The sequence below is a fragment of the Streptomyces canus genome (assembly GCF_030815415.1).
Classification (GTDB): Bacteria; Actinomycetota; Actinomycetes; order Streptomycetales; family Streptomycetaceae; genus Streptomyces; species Streptomyces canus_F.
Genome location: NZ_JAUSWW010000001.1, coordinates 8,436,209 through 8,456,419, shown reverse-complemented (window position 1 = coordinate 8,456,419; position 20,211 = coordinate 8,436,209). Strand labels below are relative to the sequence as shown.

22 protein-coding genes and 1 pseudogene are annotated in these 20,211 nt (G+C 71.7%); 11 read left to right on the top strand and 12 right to left on the bottom strand.

Features of this window, described 5'->3' with window-relative positions:
• Positions 1 to 65: 65 nt before the first annotated feature.
• The 3 genes from QF037_RS39140 (at position 66) to lnt (ending at position 3,452) form a co-directional block, all read left to right on the top strand.
• On the top strand, positions 66 to 1,244 hold the full coding sequence (locus tag QF037_RS39140; protein WP_307033579.1) for an FAD-dependent monooxygenase: 1,179 nt from the start codon (positions 66 to 68) through the stop codon (positions 1,242 to 1,244).
• A gap of 76 nt (positions 1,245 to 1,320) precedes the next feature.
• Positions 1,321 to 1,800 carry a nuclear transport factor 2 family protein gene (locus QF037_RS39135; protein WP_307033577.1) on the top strand — a complete coding sequence of 160 codons (480 nt, stop codon included), beginning with the start codon at positions 1,321 to 1,323 and terminating at the stop codon, positions 1,798 to 1,800.
• Between the two features lie 86 nt (positions 1,801 to 1,886).
• Positions 1,887 to 3,452 (top strand): apolipoprotein N-acyltransferase, encoded by a 1,566-nt coding sequence (lnt, locus tag QF037_RS39130; protein WP_307033575.1) that lies wholly within the window; start codon positions 1,887 to 1,889, stop codon positions 3,450 to 3,452.
• On the opposite strand, the gene QF037_RS39125 is transcribed toward lnt, so the two are convergent.
• Positions 3,376 to 4,281 (bottom strand): Gfo/Idh/MocA family protein, encoded by a 906-nt coding sequence (locus QF037_RS39125; RefSeq protein ID WP_307033573.1) that lies wholly within the window; start codon positions 4,279 to 4,281, stop codon positions 3,376 to 3,378. The two genes, lnt and QF037_RS39125, sit on opposite strands and share 77 nt — an antisense overlap.
• 13 nt (positions 4,282 to 4,294) lie before the next feature.
• Positions 4,295 to 5,476, bottom strand: coding sequence for an FAD-dependent monooxygenase (locus QF037_RS39120; RefSeq protein ID WP_307033571.1), 1,182 nt, complete (start codon positions 5,474 to 5,476; stop codon positions 4,295 to 4,297).
• Between the two features lie 74 nt (positions 5,477 to 5,550).
• On the opposite strand from QF037_RS39120, the gene QF037_RS39115 reads away from it, so the two are divergent.
• The 3 genes from QF037_RS39115 to QF037_RS39105 all read left to right on the top strand — a co-directional run bounded on the left by QF037_RS39115 (position 5,551) and on the right by QF037_RS39105 (position 7,299).
• Positions 5,551 to 6,147: a TetR/AcrR family transcriptional regulator gene (locus tag QF037_RS39115; protein WP_307033569.1), complete on the top strand. Its 597-nt coding sequence runs from the start codon at positions 5,551 to 5,553 to the stop codon at positions 6,145 to 6,147.
• 41 nt (positions 6,148 to 6,188) lie between these two features.
• Complete coding sequence (locus QF037_RS39110; protein WP_307033567.1) at positions 6,189 to 6,701, top strand: DinB family protein; 513 nt, start codon at positions 6,189 to 6,191, stop codon at positions 6,699 to 6,701.
• Between the two features lie 112 nt (positions 6,702 to 6,813).
• Positions 6,814 to 7,299, top strand: a complete 486-nt coding sequence (locus QF037_RS39105) for a hypothetical protein (protein WP_307033565.1) — start codon at positions 6,814 to 6,816, stop codon at positions 7,297 to 7,299.
• 475 nt (positions 7,300 to 7,774) lie between these two features.
• Here the strand turns inward: QF037_RS39105 and QF037_RS39100 are convergent, their stop codons facing one another.
• The 7 genes from QF037_RS39100 to QF037_RS39070 form a co-directional block, all read right to left on the bottom strand.
• Positions 7,775 to 8,296, bottom strand: coding sequence for a hypothetical protein (locus QF037_RS39100; protein ID WP_307033563.1), 522 nt, complete (start codon positions 8,294 to 8,296; stop codon positions 7,775 to 7,777).
• A 111-nt stretch (positions 8,297 to 8,407) separates the two neighbouring features.
• Complete coding sequence (locus tag QF037_RS39095) at positions 8,408 to 9,091, bottom strand: uracil-DNA glycosylase (RefSeq protein WP_307033561.1); 684 nt, start codon at positions 9,089 to 9,091, stop codon at positions 8,408 to 8,410.
• 69 nt (positions 9,092 to 9,160) lie between these two features.
• On the bottom strand, positions 9,161 to 10,744 hold the full coding sequence (locus QF037_RS39090) for an ABC transporter substrate-binding protein (protein WP_307033559.1): 1,584 nt from the start codon (positions 10,742 to 10,744) through the stop codon (positions 9,161 to 9,163).
• 192 nt (positions 10,745 to 10,936) lie between these two features.
• Positions 10,937 to 11,698 (bottom strand): SDR family oxidoreductase, encoded by a 762-nt coding sequence (locus QF037_RS39085; RefSeq protein ID WP_307033557.1) that lies wholly within the window; start codon positions 11,696 to 11,698, stop codon positions 10,937 to 10,939.
• A gap of 11 nt (positions 11,699 to 11,709) precedes the next feature.
• Complete coding sequence (gene fabG / locus QF037_RS39080) at positions 11,710 to 12,471, bottom strand: 3-oxoacyl-ACP reductase FabG (protein ID WP_307033555.1); 762 nt, start codon at positions 12,469 to 12,471, stop codon at positions 11,710 to 11,712.
• 125 nt (positions 12,472 to 12,596) lie between these two features.
• Positions 12,597 to 13,013: a DUF3037 domain-containing protein gene (locus QF037_RS39075; protein WP_307033553.1), complete on the bottom strand. Its 417-nt coding sequence runs from the start codon at positions 13,011 to 13,013 to the stop codon at positions 12,597 to 12,599.
• On the bottom strand, positions 13,010 to 13,774 hold the full coding sequence (locus QF037_RS39070) for a HipA family kinase (RefSeq protein ID WP_307033551.1): 765 nt from the start codon (positions 13,772 to 13,774) through the stop codon (positions 13,010 to 13,012). Before QF037_RS39070 ends, QF037_RS39075 begins: the two co-directional genes overlap by 4 nt.
• A 93-nt stretch (positions 13,775 to 13,867) precedes the next feature.
• Between QF037_RS39070 and QF037_RS39065 the strand changes: the two genes are divergently transcribed.
• Complete coding sequence (locus QF037_RS39065; protein ID WP_266895305.1) at positions 13,868 to 14,287, top strand: Rieske (2Fe-2S) protein; 420 nt, start codon at positions 13,868 to 13,870, stop codon at positions 14,285 to 14,287.
• Here the strand turns inward: QF037_RS39065 and QF037_RS39060 are convergent.
• Positions 14,253 to 14,906: a cysteine hydrolase gene (locus QF037_RS39060; RefSeq protein ID WP_307033548.1), complete on the bottom strand. Its 654-nt coding sequence runs from the start codon at positions 14,904 to 14,906 to the stop codon at positions 14,253 to 14,255. The two genes, QF037_RS39065 and QF037_RS39060, sit on opposite strands and share 35 nt — an antisense overlap.
• 139 nt (positions 14,907 to 15,045) lie before the next feature.
• Between QF037_RS39060 and QF037_RS39055 the strand changes: the two genes are divergently transcribed.
• Positions 15,046 to 15,513 carry a pyridoxamine 5'-phosphate oxidase family protein gene (locus QF037_RS39055; protein WP_307033546.1) on the top strand — a complete coding sequence of 156 codons (468 nt, stop codon included), beginning with the start codon at positions 15,046 to 15,048 and terminating at the stop codon, positions 15,511 to 15,513.
• Positions 15,514 to 15,519: 6 nt separating this feature from the next.
• Here the strand turns inward: QF037_RS39055 and QF037_RS39050 are convergent, their stop codons facing one another.
• Positions 15,520 to 16,422 carry a LysR family transcriptional regulator gene (locus QF037_RS39050; protein ID WP_307033544.1) on the bottom strand — a complete coding sequence of 301 codons (903 nt, stop codon included), beginning with the start codon at positions 16,420 to 16,422 and terminating at the stop codon, positions 15,520 to 15,522.
• A gap of 73 nt (positions 16,423 to 16,495) precedes the next feature.
• Between QF037_RS39050 and QF037_RS39045 the strand changes: the two are divergent.
• Positions 16,496 to 17,386 (top strand): annotated as a pseudogene (locus QF037_RS39045) (DMT family transporter); the annotation flags it as partial.
• A gap of 105 nt (positions 17,387 to 17,491) precedes the next feature.
• Here QF037_RS39045 and QF037_RS39040 read toward each other — a convergent pair.
• The gene (locus QF037_RS39040) at positions 17,492 to 18,823 is read right to left on the bottom strand and encodes an aminotransferase class I/II-fold pyridoxal phosphate-dependent enzyme (RefSeq protein WP_307033542.1); all 1,332 of its coding nucleotides are present in this window, start codon (positions 18,821 to 18,823) and stop codon (positions 17,492 to 17,494) included.
• A gap of 48 nt (positions 18,824 to 18,871) precedes the next feature.
• Between QF037_RS39040 and QF037_RS39035 the strand changes: the two genes are divergently transcribed.
• On the top strand, positions 18,872 to 19,555 hold the full coding sequence (locus QF037_RS39035; protein ID WP_307033540.1) for a pyridoxamine 5'-phosphate oxidase family protein: 684 nt from the start codon (positions 18,872 to 18,874) through the stop codon (positions 19,553 to 19,555).
• Positions 19,555 to 20,187 (top strand): FMN-binding negative transcriptional regulator, encoded by a 633-nt coding sequence (locus QF037_RS39030; RefSeq protein ID WP_307033539.1) that lies wholly within the window; start codon positions 19,555 to 19,557, stop codon positions 20,185 to 20,187. The genes QF037_RS39035 and QF037_RS39030 overlap by 1 nt, the downstream gene beginning before the upstream one ends.
• Positions 20,188 to 20,211: the final 24 nt, after the last annotated feature.

Sequence of the window (20,211 nt, the reverse complement as noted above, 5' to 3'; positions counted from 1 at the left end):
CGTGGTCGTACCGACGCCCGAAATCCCCCGTACGGCACCGGAGTTCCCTTCGCTACCGTCGTGTCATGCGAGCCATCGTCATAGGCGCGGGCATCGGCGGGCTGGCCGCGACGCTGAGTCTGCGCCGCGCCGGGCACGAGGTCACGCTGGTCGAGCAGCTGCCGCGGTTCACCGAGACCGGCGCCGGGATCCAGCTCGCGCCCAACGCCACGCGGGTGCTGCGCCTCCTGGACCGGCTCGACGCGGTCGCCGCGCAGGCCGCCCCGCCCGGCCGGCTGAGCTTCCGCGCCTGGTCCGACGGGACGGAGATCTGCCACTACGCGCTCGGCCGCGAGGTCGACGACGCGTTCGGGGCGCCCTATCTGCAACTGCACCGGGCCGATCTGCAGCAGGCCCTGGCCGCCGCCGTGCCGTCCGAGTCGGTGCGGCTCGGCACCCAGGTCGTGGGGATCGGCCAGGACGAGGGGTCCGCCCAGGTGACGACGGCCGGTGGCGAGCGGCTGTCGGCGGACCTCGTCGTGGCCGCGGACGGCATCCGCTCGGCGGCCCGCCAGTGGCTCTTCGGCGCGGACGCGGCGGTGTTCTCCAACACCGCCGCGTACCGGGCACTCCTCCCGGCCGGGCAGGTCGCCGATCTGGACCTGCCCGACACCGGGATCTGGCTCGGCCCCGGCCGGCACTTCGTCCACTACCGGGTGCGCCGTGGCGAACTCCTCAACGTCGTGGCCGTGTTCGGGACGAAGACGGCACAGGAGTCGTGGACCGCCCTCGCGGAGCCCGGAGAGCCGCTGCACGCCTTCGAGGGGTGGGACCCCCGGATCGTCCGGGTCCTCGAACGCGCGGGGCGGATGTACCGCTGGGGCGTCCACACCCGCTCCCCGCTCCCCCGCTGGAACGCCGGACGGGTGACCCTGCTGGGCGACAGCGCCCACGCGATGGTGCCGTTCCAGGCCCAGGGTGCGGCCCAGGCGATCCTCGACGCGGCCGTGCTCGGCGACTGCCTCACGGACGCGGACCCCGCCGACGTACCCGCCGCACTCGACCGGTACGTACGCCGCCGGCTGACCACCGCCACGCGGATGCAGGCCCGTTCCGCGCACGCGGGCGACGAGTTCCACCTCCCGGACGGGCCGGAGGCCGGGGCACGGAACGCCCGGATGGCGGCGCACGCGGCCGAACACGAGTTCCTGCCGGTGGCGACCGCATGGGCGGCCGACGTCCTCGACGAGGAGGCGACGCCATGAGCCGCCACCCGGCCCGCCACCCGAATGTCACCGCACGCCTCTTGGCCCCGCCCGCCCCGTGCCCAACACTGAGCCGATGACGCAGCGTGTGGAGCTCGCCACCGTGATGGACCGGCTGGCCGTCGACGAACTGATCACCGAGTACGCGGTGGCCGTGGACGACGGCGACTGGGAGGGGTACCGAAAGCTGTTCGCCTCGGACGGACGCGCGGACTACCGCTCGGCCGGCGGTGTCGAGGGAGACGCCGGGCAGGTCGCCACCTGGCTCGCGGAGAGCCTGCGGGTGTTCTCGATGCGGCAGCATCTGATCGTCAACCGGCGTATCGCCTTCGGTCAGTGGGACCACGACACAGGCGACACGGCCCGCGTCCAGGCCGACTACGTCAATCCGATGCGCATCGACCGGGACGGCGACGGAGCCGGTGCGGCCCCGGACTTCATCTGCGGCGGCCGCTACGCCTTCGGGCTGCTGCGCACGCACGACGGCTGGCGGCTCCGCGAGGTCGTCGTACAGGAGAAGTGGCGGCGCCTCCCTGCCCCCACCCCCCGTCCGTGATCAACTGAGTCGGCTCCCGCTGTCCCCGGGGCGTCCGCACCACGCACCACGCACACTTGAGGGACGCACGGGGTAGGAGGCGCCGTATGAAGACGCTCGGCCACTGGCTCACCTCCCCCTGGCGACGTTCCACCGCCGCCGCGCTCGCCGGCGCCCTGCCCGTGCTCGCCTTCCCCGCCCCGTCCCTGTGGTGGTTCGCCTACGTCGCCCTGGTCCCCTGGATCGTCCTGGTCCGCTCCGCACCGACCGGGAAGAGGGCGGCGTACGACGGCTGGTTCGGCGGGCTCGGGTTCATGCTGGCCATGCACCACTGGCTGCTGCCGAGCCTGCATGTGTTCACCTTCGTCATCGCGGCCCTCCTCGGCGCACTGTGGCTGCCCTGGGGATGGCTGGTCCGCAGCTTCCTCGCCGGGACGCCCTCGCGCGGCCGGATCTGCGGCGCCCTCCTCGTGCTGCCCTCGGGCTGGCTGCTGGTGGAGCTCGTCCGTTCCTGGCAGGGCCTCGGCGGGCCCTGGGGCATGCTCGGCGCCAGTCAGTGGGAGGTGGAGCCGGCGCTGCGGCTGGCCTCGGTGGGCGGGGTGTGGCTGATCAGCTTCCTGGTGGTGGCCGTGAACGTCGCCGTCGCCGTGCTGATCACCGTCCGGCAGTCCCGCGTTCCCGCGCTGGCCGCTCTCCTGGCCGCGGCCGCCGCCGCCTCGGCGGCCTGGATGTGGTCGCCGCGCCCGGAAGCCGACGGCGGCGTACGGATCGCCGTCGTACAGCCGGGTGTCATCGAGGGCGTCGACCGGCGCTTCGCCCGCGAGGAACAGCTCACCCGTCGACTGGCCGGGCAGGACGTGGACCTGGTGGTGTGGGGCGAGAGCAGTGTCGGCTTCGACCTCGTCGACCGGCCCGACCTCGCCCGCAGGCTCGCCGCGCTCTCGAGCGAGACCGGCGCCGACATCCTCGTCAACGTGGACGCCCGGCGCTCCGACAAGCCCGGCATCTACAAGAGTTCGGTGCTCGTCGGCCCCGCCGGGCTCACCGGCGATCGCTACGACAAGATGCGGCTCGTGCCCTTCGGCGAGTACATCCCCTTCCGCTCACTGCTCGGCTGGGCGACCTCGGTGGGCAAGGCTGCGGGCGTGAACCGCAGGCAGGGCTCCGAACAGGTCGTGATGGACGTCGGCCACGGTCTGCGGATCGGTCCGATGGTCTGCTTCGAGTCCGCGTTCCCCGACATGAGCCGGCATCTGGCCGAGGACGGTGCCGAGGTGCTGATCGCCCAGTCGTCGACGTCGAGCTTCCAGCACAGCTGGGCCCCCGAGCAGCACGCCTCGCTCGCCGCCCTGCGCGCCGCCGAGACGGGCCGCCCGATGGTCCACTCAACCCTGACCGGTGTCTCGGCCGTCTACGGCCCGGAGGGACAGCGGGTCGGCTCATGGCTGGGCACGAGCGCGAGCGCGACGACGGTCTACGAGGTACCGCTGGCCACGGGTGTCACGCCGTACGTCCGCTTCGGCGACTGGGTGCCCCACGCGGCGCTGCTCATCCTCGCCGTCTGGTGCGCGGGGCAGGGAGTCCGGGTCCTGCGGCTCAGGCGGTCCGCTCCTGGACCGCGCGCACCACCCGTTCGCACAGCTCATGGGTCGCCAGCGCATCCCGGGCGCTGACCACCTTCCCCGCGCGCACGGCGTCGAGGAAGGCCATCACGACCTGCTCGATGCCGCGCTGCCGGGCGACCGGAACCCAGTCCCCGCGCCGTCGCACGGTCGGCTGCCCCTTGTGGTCGATGACCTCGGCGAGGTTGACCACCTGACGCTTGGTGTCCTGCCCGGACACCTCCAGGATCTCCTCGGCCGAGCCGCTGAGCCGGTTCATCACACCGAGCGCGGTGAAGCCGTCGCCGGAGAGCTGGAGCACGAGGTGGTGCAGCAGTCCGTCCTGGACCCGGGCGCGCACGGTGACGTCGTCGACCTGGCCCGGAGCCAGGAAGCGCAGGGTGTCGACGACATGGATGAAGTCGTCGAGGATCATCGACCGCGGCTCCTCCGGCAGCCTGATCCGGTTCTTCTGCATGAGGATCAGCTCGCGGGGGTGGTCGGCGCACTGTGCGTACCCGGGCGCGTAGCGCCGGTTGAAGCCGACCGCGAGGGACACCTCCCGCTCCTCCGCGAGGATCACCAGCCGCTCCGAGTCGGCGAGTTCGTACGCCAGCGGCTTGTCGACGTACGTCGGTACGCCCGCCTCCAGCAGCCGCGTCACGATCTCGGGGTGCACGACGGTGGGCGCGTGCACGAAGGCCGCGTCGAGTCCGGCGGCGAGCAGTGAGTCGAGGTCCTGATGGCGCTGGGCCCCGGGCAGATGGAGGCCGTCGGCGACCCGGGCCAGCGTGGCCGGGGTGCGGGTCTGCAGATGGAGTTCGACGCCGGGCACACCGCCGAGCACCGGCAGATAGGCCTTCCGGGCGATGTCGCCGAGTCCGATGCAGCCGACCTTCACTACTGGGTTCTCCCTACCGCTCGCCCGCGCCTGACACGACCGAAGCATACGGCGGCTGCGGCGGCCGCCAGTCGGCGATGCCGTCGAATCCGCGCAGGAAGAGGGCCGGACCGGCGAGGGAGAGCGCGGCGATCGCGGAGTCGCGTACGGCCATGAGGGCGCGGTTCGGCGTCATGTTGAGGCGTCCGATCCTGACGGCCTGGCGGGCTATCGCGGTCGTACGGGGAAGGCGTGCGGCCGTGTACGCGGCCAGGTCGTCCGCATGGTGCGCCAGCACGACCGCGTCCTCGATCGCCTGGTTGCCGCCCTGGCCGAGGGTCGGGGGCATGGCGTGCGCGGCGTCACCGAGGAGGGCGACCCGGCCGCGGTGGAAGGCCGGCAGAGGTTCGGCGATGTGGTGGACGTCGTGGCGCAGGACGTCCTCGGGGCGGGCGGCGGCGAGCACGGCGGGAATGGGGTCGTGCCAGTCGCCGTAGCGGCGGACGAGCTCGGCCCTCTCGTCCGGGGCGCGCTCCCCCGCGGGCGCCAGGGCGGCGGCGTACGCGTAGACCCGGCCGTCCTTGAGCGGGTGGGTGCCCCAGAGGCGGCCGCGGCCCCAGGTCTCGTGCGAGGCGAACTCCGTGGCGGGCACGGGGATCACCGCGCGCCAGGTGGTGAACCCGGAGTAGACGGCGCCGGGGTGGTCCGGGAACAGGGTGGCGCGTACGGCGGAGCGGACGCCGTCGGCGGCGACGACGAGGTCGGCCTCCAGCTCGCCGTCGGGCGTCCGCACGCGGGCCGGGCGGCGGGCGTCGCCGGGGTCGGCGAGGGTGCTCCCGGCTGCCGTGCGGATGGCGTCCGGGGGGAGCAGAGCGGCCAGACTGTTGATGAGGGTGGCCCGGTGCAGCAGCACGAGCGGGCCGCCGAAGCGCTCGGCCGCGGCGGCGGCGCTGGAACGGGAGAGCCAGCGCCCGCCGGGGGTGCGCAGGCCTCCGTCTCCCGTCCAGGCGGCGAGGTCGCGGATCTCGTCGCCGAGGCCGATGACGTCCAGGGCGCGCAGGGAGTTGGGTGCCAGGGAGATGGCGGCGCCGACCGGTGCCAGGGAGCGGGCCCGCTCCAGGACGGTGACCTGGCGGCCGCTCAGGTGCAGGGCGGCGGCCGCGGTCAGGCCGCCTATGCCGCCGCCGATGACGACCACTCGCCGGATCTGTGTCATGACCACTCCTCACTACAGGTGTAGTTCCGCACCAACCGTACTACAGCTGTAGTGCGCCGGGTAGATTGAGCTCCATGCCCGTACGCACCGACCCGGCCCCGGCCTCCCGCACCGACCTCGTCGCCGACACCGCGCTCGCCCTGCTCGCCGAGCGCGGAATGCGCGGGCTCACCCACCGGGCCGTCGACGAGGCGGCCGCACTGCCCCAGGGCTCCACGTCGAATCTCGCCCGCACCCGACAGGCGCTGCTGGAGCTGGCGGTGCGCCGGCTGGCCGACCGCGAGGCCAAGGTGCTGGCGCTCGACGAGATGCCGGACCCGCGGGCCGGCCTCCCCGCGCTGGTGGAGGCGCTGGCTCTGGCGACGCACCGCGCCCTCACCCACCACCGCGAACTGACCCTCGCCCGCTACGAACTGGCCCTGGAAGCCACCCGCCGCCCCGAACTGCGGGCCTACTTCGACGCCACCGGCGCCCGCTTCCGGGACCAGCTCGCCGTCCTCCTCACGGCCATGGGCTCCACCGAACCGGACCGGCATGTGCTGTCCCTGGTGGCCTGGGCGGACGGGCTGATGTTCTCCTGCGTGGCCGGGTCGTTCAGTACGCGCCTGCCGGGACCGGAGGAGGTGCGGGCGGGACTGCGGGAACTGCTCGACGGGATGCTCGGCACCTGAAATACGTGGCCGGGCCAGGTGGATTGGGACACGATGCGGGCATGACGACGCAGCGAAGCGAACCCGCGACCGACGCCGACGAGCGGACCATGCTGGAGGGCTGGCTCGACTACCACCGGCAGACCCTGGCCTGGAAGTGCCAGGGCCTGACCGACGCCCAGCTCAGGACCGCCGCCGTGGAGCCCTCCGAGCTGTCCCTGATGGGGCTGGTGCGACATCTGGCGGAGTGCGAGCGGGGCTGGTTCCGCAAGGTGCTGACGGACGACGATCAGGGGCCGCTCTACTACAGCGACGAGGACCCGGACGGCGAGTTCCATCTCACCGAGGCGGACACCTGGGAGGAGGCCCACGCCACCTGGCAGGCCGAGATCGAGGTCGCCCGGCGCAACGCGGCCGGCTTCGGGCTGGACGACCTGTCCGCGGGCAAGCACCGGCGCACCGGCGAACGCTTCAGCCTGCGGTGGATCTACACCCACATGATCGAGGAGTACGCCCGCCACAACGGCCACGCCGACCTGATCCGCGAGCGCCTCGACGGCGCGACCGGCGACTGACGTCACCCTCACGGAGAGCACGCCCTCCGTACGGGGCCGGAGATCACCCGTGCGGGGCAACCTCCGCTCGTCCGCTGTCCCGAATCCGGCGCGACCCAGCAGAGTTGCGCGGGTGCATCGAACGACGACGACCGCAACGCTCCTGGTCACCGTGGCTGTCTCGGCCCTCTCCGGCTGTGTGACCGTCCAGCACCCATCCGTCGCCCCGGGTCGGCCGGTGGCACCGTCCCAGCCGGCGGCGCCCCGGCCCGACGGCCGGCCGGAGCCGCAGGTCGTGCAGGCACCGGCCCAGGAGGCCCTGCAACTGATCGAGTCGACCCGCAAGTCGAGACGGAGCGCGCCCTCGCCGAAGGAGGCACGCCCCTCCCTCGCCACCGCGCCGGCACCCGGACAGCAGGCACCGCGCTCACACCCGCACGCCCGGCCGGCCCATCCCCAGCCCGCACGCCCCGAGGCCCCGCGGCCCCGGGTCGAGATCCCCGACGTCGCCGCCCAGGTCCCGAAGAACCCGGACGTCTGCAAGCTCGGCAAGCAGTACGGCGGGTGGCGCAAGGACAGTCCGGAGGTGATGCTCTGCGAGCGGACATACGGGCGCTAACCGGGCGACATGGCAGGCGTCAGCCAGGCCTGAGCGGCGGGCGGTCGCCGGACGTGCGAGGGCGGGCGGTCGCCAGACATGCGCGGCGGGCAGTCGCCACACGCGCGCGCCGGGCAGTCGCCCGCGTGCGAGGGCGGGCACCTGCCGAGCCACGCGACGGTGTCGGCCGGGGCACTTTGCGTGCCGACCGAGGCACCAGGATGTACCGGCCCAAGCACCGCAGATCGGCGGGCCGAGGCGCCACGAGGTACCGGGCCAAGCGCCGCAAGTCGGCGGCCGAGGCGGCGCGGGTGCCGGGCGAGGCGCCACGAGGCACCGGACCAAGCCCCGCGAGCTACCGGGCGAGCCGCCACGAGGTATCAGACCAAGACCCCGCGAGGCACCGGACCAAGCGCCGGTGCCGGCCGAGGCGCCGCAGGGTGCTGGCCGATCGGATGGGCACCCCACCGGCCCGCGCCGCCCGACCTCCGCCGACTCAGGGCCGCTGTCGCGGCGGCCCCCACCCCCCGGTCCCGGAGGAACCGCCTTCCCCGAGCCGGAGCTCCAGTCTGCTGATCGCCGCCCGTACCCCGTCCCCGTAGCTGTCGTCGGCGAGTGATTCCGCCGCCCCTCGCGCCCGGCGCAGATGTGTGCGGGCGGCGTCGGAGCGGTCGAGTTTCACATAGTCGGCCGCGAGGTTCAGATGCAGCGAGGGGTACAGCGCCCTGACCGCGAGCGTGCTCTCGTGCTCGGCGAGACGGTCGTCCGTGAGTTCCTCGGCGGCCGTCAACGCCCTGAGATCCCACGCGAGTTCGTCCGAGGGGTCATCGTGGGTGTCGGCCATGTAGTGGGCGAGGGTGCAGCGGTGCAGCGGGTCGCCGTCCTCGCCGATCTCCGCCCACAGATCCAGGAAGCGGTGCCGGGCCTCCTCGCGGTCCCCCGCGTGATGCAGCATGACGACCTGCCCGATCCGCGTCATCACGGCATCGGGCGCCGTCTGCTCCTGTCGCTCCGCCACCGCGTCCTCCGGGCACTCGTCGGTCGATACCACCCGACGCTAACGGCCCCCACCGACAATCCCGGTCAGGCGGCACCGGGCCGGTCCGACGCGGAACCGGCCCGGCGGCAGTCAGCGCAGGTTCGGGATCGTCCAGTCGATCGCCTCGTGGCCCTGGAGCTCCACCGCCTCGTTGATCTGCGTGAACGGACGGGAGCCGAAGAACTTCTTCGCCGACAGCGGCGAGGGGTGCGCGCCCTTGACCACGATGTGCCGGCTCTCGTCGATCAGCGGGAGCTTCTTCTGTGCGTAGTTGCCCCACAGCACGAAGACCGCCGGGTCGGGCCGGTCGGCCACCGCGCGGATGACGGCGTCGGTGAACTTCTCCCAGCCCTTGGCCTTGTGCGAGTTCGCCTCGCCGGCCCGGACGGTGAGCACCGCGTTGAGCAGCAGGACACCCTGTTCGGCCCACGGCAGCAGATAGCCGTTGTCCGGGATCGGGGTGCCCAGCTCCTCCTTCATCTCCTTGTAGATGTTCCGGAGGGAGGGCGGGGTCTTCACCCCGGGGCGCACCGAGAAGCACAGGCCGTGACCCTGGCCCTCGCCGTGGTACGGGTCCTGACCGAGGATCAGGACCTTCACCTTGTCGTACGGCGTCGCGTCCAGCGCGGCGAAGACCTCCTCGCGCGGCGGATAGACGGGACCCTTCGCCCGCTCCTCCTCGACGAACTCGGTCAGCTCCTTGAAATAGGGCTGCTGGAGCTCGTCGCCCAGGACCCCGCGCCAGGACTCGGGCAGCATGGCGATGTCGGTCACGTCAACGTCCTTATGTCGTGCGGTCACTTCAGGTCTCAGAACCTACAGGCGACCACTGACATCGCGCCGCTACCAGCTGGTCTTCCGGTACAGCTCCCACATCGTCATCATGGTCGCCGGGTCGATGACGTTCTCCAGACCGCCGACCTCCTCGTCCGCGGCCACGTACTGCTTGCCCTGCCACAGCGGCAGCAGCCGTGCGTCGTCCACGAGGATCTGCTGAGCGTCCTCGATCTGCTGGGTCACGGCCCCGCGGTCGCTCTCCGCGCGCGACTCCGGCAGCAGCTTCCCGGTGATCTCGGGGGCGTCGTACGGGGTGCCGAGCGCGTTCTGCTCACCCACGAAGGGTGCGATGAAGTTGTCGGCGTCGTTGAAGTCGGGGAACCAACCGCGCCCGAACACCGGGTACTCGCCCTTCTGGTAGCCCTCGACGTAGGTCTTCCACGGGCGGCTCTTGAGGGTGATCGTGAACAGGCCGGAGGCCTCCAGCTGCTTCTTCAGCTCCTCGAAGGCGGGCTTGGTCGTCGAGCCGTAGCGGTCGTTGGTGTACCAGAGGGTCAGCGGGACCTGCTCGGTGATCCCCGCCTGGGTGAGGAGCCGCTTGGCCTTGGCCACGCTGGGACTTCCGAAGTCGTCGAAGAAGCCCGTCGTGTGGCCGGTGAGTCCGGCCGGGACCATCGAGTACAGCGGCTGGACGGTGTCCTTGTAGACCTTGTGCACGAGCGCCGCGCGGTCGACGATCTGGGCGACGGCCTTGCGGACCGCGGGCTTCGCGGCCCACGGGTCGCTGGGGTTGAACACCAGGTAACTGATCTCGGAGGTGGCGTTCTCAACCAGCTGGAGCCCTTCCTTGCGCTGGTTCTCCTCGATGTCCACGGTGTCGGAGGCGGCGAGACCGCGGTAGACGACCGAGATCTCCTTGCTCCTGAGGGCGTCCACCATGTCGTCCGACTGCGGGAAGTAGCGGATGGTGACGGCGCTGTTCTTGGGATCCGCTATGCCCTTGTAGTTGTCGTTGCTGACGAGTTCGGCCTTCTTGCCCTCGTCGTAGGCGTCGAGGGTGTAGGGCCCCGAGCCACTGATCTCGCCGTCCTTACGGATCTCGGTCGCGGAGTACTCCTCGGGGTCCACGATCGACATGGCGGGCGTGGTGAGCACCAGGGGGAACGTGGCGTCGGGCTGGCTGAGATGGAAAACGACCTCGAGATCGCTCTTCACCTGCACACGGGAGAGAGTGCCCAACAGGCCCGCGGGGCCGCCGTTGACGTTGATCTTCTTGATCCGGTCGATCGAGTACTTGACGGCCTTGGCGTCCAGTGTGTGCCCGTTGGAGAACTTCAGGCCCTCGCGCAGCGTGCAGCTGTACTCGGTGCTCGACGTGTCCGTGAACTCGCAGCTCTCGGCGGCGTCGGGCTCGGGGTCGGTGCCACCGGGGGAATAGTTCAGGAGCGTCTGATAGACGTTGCGGAACAGCTCCCAGGAGTTGTCCCAGGAGGCCGCGGGGTCCAGCGTGGCCGGGGCACTGGTGGTTCCGACGACGATCGGGTCCCCGCCATCGGAGGAATCCGAGGAGAACACACCACATCCGGCCACCAGCGACGATATGGATGCGATGGCTGCTATCCGCCGAAGGCCTCTGATCCGGTTGAACACGCGCACGCTCCTCGAGCTGCCATACCAAGGGTTGGCAGACCATACCGCAGCTTTACGCGACCTGAACCGGGTCCTCCGGCGTGTGGACAGGAGGTGCTGCTGTGTCGGCGTTGTCGAGGGCCTGTGCAGGTGCTGTACATGGACACGGGCGCCACTGGTGTCCAGTGGCGCCCGTGGTGTGTGCGGGGTCGGTCAGCCGACGCCGGCGTTGAGGAAGATGCCGCCGTCGACGACGAGGGTCTGGCCGGTGATCCAGTCGGACTGCGCGGAGGTCAGAAACGCCGCGGCGCCGCCGATGTCGGCGGGCACACCGAGCCGGCCCAGCGGGTAGGACGCGGCGGCCTCGGCCTCCCGGCCCTCGTACAGGGCCTGCGCGAACTTGGTCTTCACGACCGCCGGGGCGATCGCGTTGACCCGCACCTTGGGCGCGAACTCGTGGGCGAGCTGCGCGGTCAGGTTGATCATGGCGGCCTTGCTGACGCCGTACGCGGCGATGAAGGGCGAGGGCGCGACGCCCGCGACGGAGGCGATGTTGACGATCGCGCCGCCGTTGTCCTTCTGCCAGGCGTGCCAGGTCTTCTGCGCGAAGCCGAGCGCCGAGATCACGTTGGTCTCGAACACCTTGCGGGCCACGTTCAGGTCGAGGTCGGCGATCGGCCCGAACACCGGGTTGGTGCCGGCGTTGTTGATCAGGTAGTCGACGCGGCCGAAGGCCTCCATGGCACGCGCGACGGCGACGGCCTGGTGCTCCTCGTCGTGGGCCTTGCCGGCGACGCCGACGACCCGGTCGGCGCCGAGCTGCTCGACGGCCTCCTTCAGGGCGTCCTCGTTGCGGCCGGTGATGATCACGCGGTCGCCGCGGGCGACGAGCGCCTCGGCGACGCCGTAGCCGATGCCGCGGCTGGCGCCCGTGACGAGGGCGACCTTGCCGGAGAGCTCAGGAAGTTCAGTCATGTCCGTGATCCCTAGTCGAGCGGTCCGCCGGCCACGTACAGCACCTGGCCGGAGACGAAGCCGGCGGCCTCGTCGGTGAAGAAGGCGATCGCGTTGGCGATGTCCTCGGGGTAGCCGACACGGGCGACGGGGATCTGGCTGGCGGCGGCGGCCTTGAACTCCTCGAAGTCCATGCCGACGCGGGCCGCGGTGGCGGCGGTCATGTCGGTGGCGATGAAGCCGGGGGCGACGGCGTTGGCGGTGATGCCGAACTTGCCGAGCTCGATGGCGAGGGTCTTGGTGAAGCCCTGGAGGCCGGCCTTGGCGGCGGAGTAGTTGGCCTGGCCGCGGTTGCCGAGCGCCGAGGAGGAGGACAGGTTGACCACGCGACCGAAGCCGGCGTCGACCATGTGCTTCTGGACGGCCTTCGTCATCAGGAAGGAGCCGCGCAGATGGACGCCCAGGACGGTGTCCCAATCCGAGACGCTCATCTTGAACAGCAGGTTGTCGCGGAGCACGCCCGCGTTGTTGACGAGGATCGTCGGGGCGCCGAGTTCGGCGACGACCCGGGCGACGGCCGCCTCGACCTGGGCCTCGTCGGAGACGTCCGCGCCGACCGCGATCGCCTTGCCGCCCGCCGCGGTGATCTTCTCCACGGTGTCCTTGCAGGCGGCCTCGTCGAGGTCGATCACGGCGACCGCGCGGCCCTCGGCGGCCAGTCGTACGGCGGTGGCGGCGCCGATGCCCCGCGCTCCGCCGGTGACCACGGCGACCCGCTGCTCAGTGGTGGACATTGCTGGTTCTCCTCGCCCTCGAGAAGGACGCCCGTCTGGTGAGCGACCGCTTAGTACCTTCAGCAGACGTGACGCTAGAAGCCCTGGCACGCGGTGTCAACGTCACATGAGCCGAGTGTGATCCATTACCTCACCAGGAGGTTCAGCAAGCGCTCCGGCTCGGCCGTCGGATCGGCGGTGAGTCCGGTGTGCACGGGCCCGGGCTGGACGACCGTCGAGCGCGGCGCGATGAGCCAGCGAAAGCGTCGGCCCGCGTCGTCGGAAGCCGCCTGGCCTGCCGCTTCGCCGCCCGCGCAGATCCCCTCGACGGCACGGAGCGCGGCACGTACGCCGGCCACGTCCGCCTCCGGGTCGAGGACCAGCAGCTTCGCCTCGTCGAGGTGGGTGCGGACGCCGACGTACGCCTTGGCACGGCAGTACACGAGCACCCCGGCGTTGATGCACTCGCCGCGTTCGATGCGGGGGACGATCCTCAGCAGCGCGTACTCGTACACGTCCCGGTCGTTGCGCTCGCTCCCCCGGATGATGTGGCGCTCGGTCACTTGGTTCCCTCGATGCCGTTGATGCGGTCGTGGATGACGGCGGCACGGGCGTGCAGCGGGCGGACGTAGGCGCGGCGGAGGTCGTCCGGGGTGGCGAAGCCGGGTTCGCCGGCCAGCCAGACGTCCGGGATCTCGGCGGTGACCTCGGCGAGGAGGTCCTCGGTGACGAGGGGTGCCAGGTGCGCGGCGGCGGCCTCGACGTCCGGCCGGAAGCGCGCGAGGGCGTGGTCGGAGGCGTCGTACGGGCGGGCCGCGGAGGCCTCGGCGCCGGGCCAGTTGTGGTGCCAGATCATGGTCGCGCCGTGGTCGATGAGCCACAGATCGCCGTGCCACATCAGCAGGTTGGGGTTGCGCCAGGAGCGGTCGACGTTGTTGACCAGCGCGTCGAACCAGACGATCCGGCCGGCCTCCCGCGGGTCCACCGTGAAGGCGAGCGGGTCGAAGCCGAGGGCGCCGGAGAGGAAGTCCATGCCCAGGTTGGCGCCGCCGCTGCCGCGGAGCAGGTCCTGCACCTGCTGCTCGGGCTCGCCGAGGCCGAGCACCGGGTCCAGGGCGAGCGTCACCAACCGGGGCACCCGGAAGCCGAGGCGGCGGGCGAGTTCACCGACGACGACCTCGGCGACGAGTGTCTTGCGGCCCTGCCCGGCGCCGGTGAACTTGAGGACGTAGGTCCCGAGATCGTCGGCCTCGACGAGCCCCGGCAGCGAGCCGCCCTCACGCAGGGGCGTGATGAAGCGGGTCGCGATGGCTTCCTTGAGCATCGCCCCAGGTTACCGAGGGGTGGCTGAACAACGGGCACGCCGGGTCCGTACCCCTGGGCAGCTCACGAGATATCCGTGGAAGGGGACGTGCCCATGTCCAGCGAATCGCTTCATCCCACCTCGGCACCGAGTCGGCGCACCGTCGTGGCGGCGGTGGGGGCGGCGGGGCTCGCCCTCACGCTGAACGCGTGCGGGTCGGACGACGACGGGTCCGCCGCCGCCTCCGGCACCGCACTCGCGAAGACGTCGGACATACCCGAGGGCGGCGGCAAGATCTTCAAGGACGCGGGCGTGGTGGTCACCCAGCCCGCGGCGGGTGAGTTCAAGGCCTTCTCGTCGAAGTGCACCCATCAGGGATGCGCGGTGACGGGGATCTCCGACGGGGTCATCACCTGTCCGTGCCACAAGAGCGAGTTCTCGGTGAGCGACGGCAGCGTGCAGAAGGGACCCGCCACCCAGCCGCTGCCCGAGCAGAAGATCACGGTGAGCGGCGACTCGATCGCGCTCGCGTGAGACAGCCCACCACGTCGGCCGTGGTCGCCAGGGTCGCCACCAGGGCAAGGGTGTTGCGGATCATCGCGGAGGTGTAGTCGGAGGGCACCCCGGCGATCGCGTCCGTCGGGACGACCACGGTGTAGCCGCGGTTGACCGCGTCGAACACGGCGTTGGGGATCGCCACGTTGGCGGAGACACCGGCGACGACGAGGGTGCGGCAGCCCAGGTTGCGCAGCAGCGGGTCGACGTCGGTGCCCTGGATCGGCGACAGGCCGTGCAGTCGTCGTACGACGAAGTCCTCCTCGGTGACCTCGATCGGGGCCGCGATCCGGACCGCCGTGGTGCCGGACAGCTGCTGGACGGGGAGCCGTTCGGCGGCGCGGAACAGCCGGGCGTTGCGGTTGGCGCCGCGGCCGTCGGGGCGGCGTTCGGCGAGGGCGTGGATCACCTGGGTCCCGCTCTCGTGGGCGGCGGTCACCAGCCGAGCGACGTTGGCGAGGGCGCCCGACGACCGTGCCTCTTCGGCGAGTTCGGGCAGTGCGCTGTCCGGGCCCACGACACCCTGCTGGCACTCGACGGTGAGCAGCACCGTGGAGTGCGGTGCGAGGAGGTCGCTGAGCTGTTCGTTCGACGGCACTCTCGCCCCCTGGTAGCCGACGGTGGAGCCGGGAGCGTAGCCACCATTGCGTGGGGACGGAAGACGCCGCATCCTTTTCTGACGTGATGTCAGAGGATCTCTCCTCTGGCACGACGTGGGAGAAGGAAGAGGGGGCCGCATGACCGTCACTCAGCGCCGGGGCCGGAAGATCATGATGACGCCGGGCGAGCTGGACGAGTTCCTCACCAGCCAGCGCACCTGCCGGGTCGCCACCGTGTCGACGGGTGGCGCCCCGCATGTCAGCACGCTCTGGTTCGCCTGGGACGGCACCTCGCTGTGGCTGTACTCGGTGGTGAAGAGCAAGCGCTGGACCGACGTGCGCCGCGATCCTCGGGTCGCGATCGTGGTCGACACCGGTGAGGAGTACGACGAGCTGCGCGGCGTCGAGCTGTCCGGTGCCGTGGAGTTCGTGGGCGAGGCCCCGCGCGTCGGGGATCTGCACGCCGAACTCGACGTCCCGGAGACGCTGTTCGCGCGCAAGAACTTCGGGCTCGACGAGATGCCGCACGACGGACGGCATGCGTGGATGCGGCTGACGCCGGACAAGATCGTGTCCTGGGACTTCCGCAAGCTCGCCGCCCTGTAGGGCAGTTCAGCCGACGTTCGCCGCGGCCTCGCGCAGCGCCTCGACCGCCGCCCTGATCGACGGGCGGCGGTCGGCGTCCGCGCGCCAGACGACGTAGACATGCCGGCGGACCCGCTGCTTGAGCGGGACGGTGACGACGCCGTCGGGCATCGGGTGCCGGCCCAGCAGCGGGGCGATGCAGATGCCCAACCCGGCGGCGACGAGCCCGAGTTGGGTGTGGGTCTCGGCGGCGCGGTGGCCGACGATGGGCTCGATGCCCTTGGAACGCAGGGTGAACATCAGCCATTCGTGACAGAACTCGCCCTGCCCCCAGGTGATCCACTCGTCGTCGGCGAACTCGGCGAGGTCCACCTCGTCACGGTCGGCGAGCCGGTGCCCGACCGGCATCGCGACATCCGCCGGGTCGTCCAGGACGGACGCCTTGACCAGGCCGTCCGGCAGCGGCATCGGCTTGTTGTACCAGTCCAGGACCACGGCGAGGTCGAGGTCACCGCGGACCACCCCCGCGATGCCGAGCTCCGGCTCCAGCTCGCACGAGCGGACCCGCAGCGCGGAGTGCTCCGCCTTGAGGGCGGCGAGTGCGGCGGGGAACAGTCCGCGCGCGGCGGTCGGGAACGCCGAGAGCCGCAACTCGCCGACGACCTGCCCGCGTTGGGCCTCCAGATCGGACTGGGCGAGCTCGACCTGGGACAGAATGCGGGCCGCGTGCTCCGCGAGCAGCCGGCCGGCGTCCGTGAGCCGCACCCCCCGGCCGTTCTTGGCGAGAAGCTGCTGGCCGACCTCACGCTCCAGCTTGGACATCTGCTGCGAGACGGCCGAGGTCGTGATGTGCAGCCCCTCGGCGGCGCCGCTCACCGAGCCGTGCCGGGCGAGGGCGTCGAGGGTGCGCAGGCGCTCCAGATTCAACATGTAAGCAATGCTACGAGATACCGGGGTGAAAATCTCGATTGTGCTACGCGGTGATCGGCGTCAGGGTTGCCCCATGACCACTGCCGTCCCCACCCGGACCCGCGCCCTCGACTGGCGTCTGCGCTTCGCCGTCCTCTCGCTGATCTGGGGCTTCAGCTTCCTGCTCATCAAGGTGGGCACCGAGGGGTACGCCCCCTTCCAGGTCACGCTGGGCCGGCTGCTGTTCGGGACGGCGGTCCTGGCGGCGGCGATGGCGGTGAAGCGGGAGCGGCTGCCGCGCGGGGCGCGCACCTGGGGCCATCTGACGGTGGCCGCGTTCCTGGTGAACGCCCTGCCCTTCTCCCTCTTCGCCTACGCGGAGCTGACGATCCCGTCCACGCTCGCGGGCATCTGCAACGCGACCTCGCCGCTGTGGGGCATGACCCTGTCGCTGGTCGCCCTGTCGGAGGACCGCCCCACCCGGACCCGGGTCGCCGGTCTCGGCCTCGGCTTCCTCGGCGTCCTGACGGTCCTGGGCGCCTGGCAGGGCTTCCACGGCCTGGACGCCCGGGGCACCGCGATGGCCCTGCTGGCCTCGCTGAGCTACCCGATCGGCTGGATCTACGTCCGCCGCACGCTGGCCGGGGCCGGCCATTCCCATCTCTCCATGACCGGTGCCCAGTTGCTGCTGGCGACCCTGCAACTGGCCATCGTGACCCCGCTGTTCACCGACCTTCCCAGCCGCTTCGCCGTGCCGCCCCTGCTGGCGATCGCCGCCCTGGGCGCCCTCGGTACGGGCCTGGCCCTCCTCGTCCAGTACGGCCTGGTCGCGGAGGTCGGTCCCACGACCGCGCAGATGGTCACGTACTTCATCCCGGTCATCGCCACCGCCGCGGGCGTCGCGATCCTCGGCGAGTCGCTCAGCTGGTCGACCCCGGTGGGAGCGGTGATCGTCCTGGCGGGAGCGGCTCTGACGCAGGTGCGCCGCAGCGCCCCGTCAGGGGCGCGGGGCCGTATCGACGCGCGGTTCCGCCGCGCGGCGCGACCGACCCCCGGCCGAGCCGCACCCCCCTCGCGACCTCGCCGCCCGCTAGGCGTACCCCCGCACCGGCCCGGCCCCGACCGCCGCGGCGATGGCCTCCGCCAGCGACACCGCCTCCCTCCGCGTCAGCGTGGACACCGTGACCCGGATCCCGGGACCCGCGCCCGTCCGGAAGCGGGCCCCGGGGGCCACCGCCCACCCCGCGTGCAGCAGCCGTGCCACCGCCCCGGTCTCGTCCGGCACCGGAATCCACACGTTCATGCCGCTGCGGCCGTGCGCGGCGATCCCGCGCTCCGCCAGAGCCCCGATCAGCACGTCCCGCCGCCCGGCATACGCCGCCGACACGGCCCTGGTGTCCACCGCGCCCTCGGACCACAGCCCCGCCAGGGCCCGCTGACCGATCCGGCTCACCCAGCCGGGGCCCACCCGCTGCCGCCCCCGCACCCGGTCGACCGTCACGGCGTCGCCGGTGAACACGGCCAGCCGCAGATCCGGCCCGTACGCCTTGGCCGCCGACCGCACGAAAACCCAGCTGTGCGTGACACCCGCCAAGGGGTGCAGTGGCAGATCCACGATGCCGTGCCCATGGTCGTCCTCGATGAGCAGCACCTGCGGGTACTCCTTCAGCACCGCCCGCAGCGCCCTCTCGCGCCCCGCACTCACCGCCGCCCCGGTCGGATTCTGCGCCCGGTCGGTCACGATCAGCGCCCGCGCCCCCGCTCCCAGCGCCCGCCGCACGTCGTCCGGGAGCGGCCCCTCGTCGTCGACGCGGACGGGAGCCGTGCGCAGCCCGATCGCCGGGACGAGGTCGAGCAGGCTGCCCCAGCCGGGATCCTCGACGGCGACGGTGTCGCCGGGCTTGAGGTGGACGGCGAGGACGCGCTCGACCACGTCGAGCGAACCGGAGGCGACGTGCACAGGCCCGTCCGGTACCCCGTCGGCGTCCAGCGCGGCCCGCGCCAGGCGTGCCAGCTCCGGCTCGACGGCGGCGTCGCCGTACAGGACCGGCTCCCGGTCGTTCCGCTCGGCCGCCGCCGCGAACGCCTTCGCCAGCGGTGGCAGCAGCCCGGGGTCCGGGTTGCCGTTCGCCACGTCCCGCACCCCCTCGGGCACATCCGTCCGGTCGGCCTCGCGCCCGGTCGTGGCCGGTCGGGGCCGCACCCTGCTGCCCCGGCGTCCCGCGGTCTCGATGACCCCGCGCTCCCGCAGGGTTCGGTAGGCGGCCGCGACGGTGTTGGGATTCACCTCCAGCTCGGCCGCCAACTCCCTCATGGGCGGCAGCAGTTGGCCCGGTTCCAGCTCGCCGGAACCCACCGCACGCTCGACGCTCGCCGCGATCTCAGCTGCGCGACGCCCTTGGATCTTGTATCCTCCTAGCACAAAGCAGATTATGCACTAGTGCAATATAGACCGCAAATGGAGAGAGCCATGCAGGGGACCCAGCAGCCGACGCCTCAGCCGACCGCCTACCCGGCGACCGACCGCACGGTCCCCACCCGCTCCGCGGACCGGGCGTCGTACGACAAGGAGATCGTGCACGCGATACTCGACGAGGCCTGCGTCTGCCATCTCGGCTTCGTCCGGGACGGCGCGCCGGTCGTGCTGCCCACGCTCTTCGGCCGGGTCGGCGAACGGCTCTATGTGCACGGCTCGACGGGCTCGCGTCCGCTGCGGATGACCGGCCAGGCCGACCCGGGGCTGCCGGTGTGCCTGACGGTGACCCATGTCGACGCGCTGATCCTGGCCCGCTCGGGCTTCCACCACTCGATGAACTACCGGTCCGTGGTGGTGCACGGCACCGCGTACGACGTGACGGACCCGCAGGAGAAGTTCCTCGCCCTGGACGCGCTCGTCGACCAGGTGGTGGCCGGCCGTTCCAAGGACTCGCGGCCGGCCAACAAGAAGGAGCTGGCCGCCACCGCCGTGATCCGCCTCGACTTGGACGCGGTCTCCGCGAAGATCCGTACGGGTGGCGTGAACGACGAGCCCGAGGACCTCGACCTCCCGCACTGGGCCGGAGTGGTCCCGCTGCGCAAGGGCTACGAGACCCCGGTCGCCGACCCGCTCCTGGCCCCGGGGACCGAACTGCCCGACTACCTCCGGGCGCTGTGATGCTGATCCACCCCTGGGACGCGCCCCACGACGACGCCGAATGGCAACAGTGGCTGGCCGTGCACGACTTCGGCACGCTGGTCGTCAACGGCCTGGACGGCGAGCCGCCGTACGCCCAGCCGCTGCACTTCACGTACGACGCCCCCAGCGGAGTGGTTCTGACCCATCTGGCCCGGCCGAACCCGATGTGGCCCGCGCTGCTGGCGGACCCGGAGGTCGTGCTGAGCGTGGTCGACGACTACGCGTACATCCCCGGCCCCTGGCAGGCGCCCCCGGACAGCCCACCCGAACACGGCACACCGACCAGCTTCTACGCGGCGGTCCAACTCCGTTGCCGGGCCCATGTCGTGGACGACCCGGCGGAGAAGGCTGCGCTGCTCAACCGCCAGGTCGGCCACTTCCAGCCGGAAGGCGGCTCCGCCGAGGCGGCGGTCGGCGAGGCGCCGTACGGTCGGCTGCTGTCCGGTCTGCGGGGTGTGCGGCTCGAAGTCACCGGTGTACGCGCGAAGTTCAAGTACGCGAACCATCGGACGCCGGAGGTGCAGGACCGGATCGTGGAGGGGCTGACGGAACGGTCGGGGCCGGGTGACGCGGCGGCGCGCGAGCATCTGCTGCGCCGCCGCGGAGCCTGAGCGAAGGGGCCCTCACCACCAGGT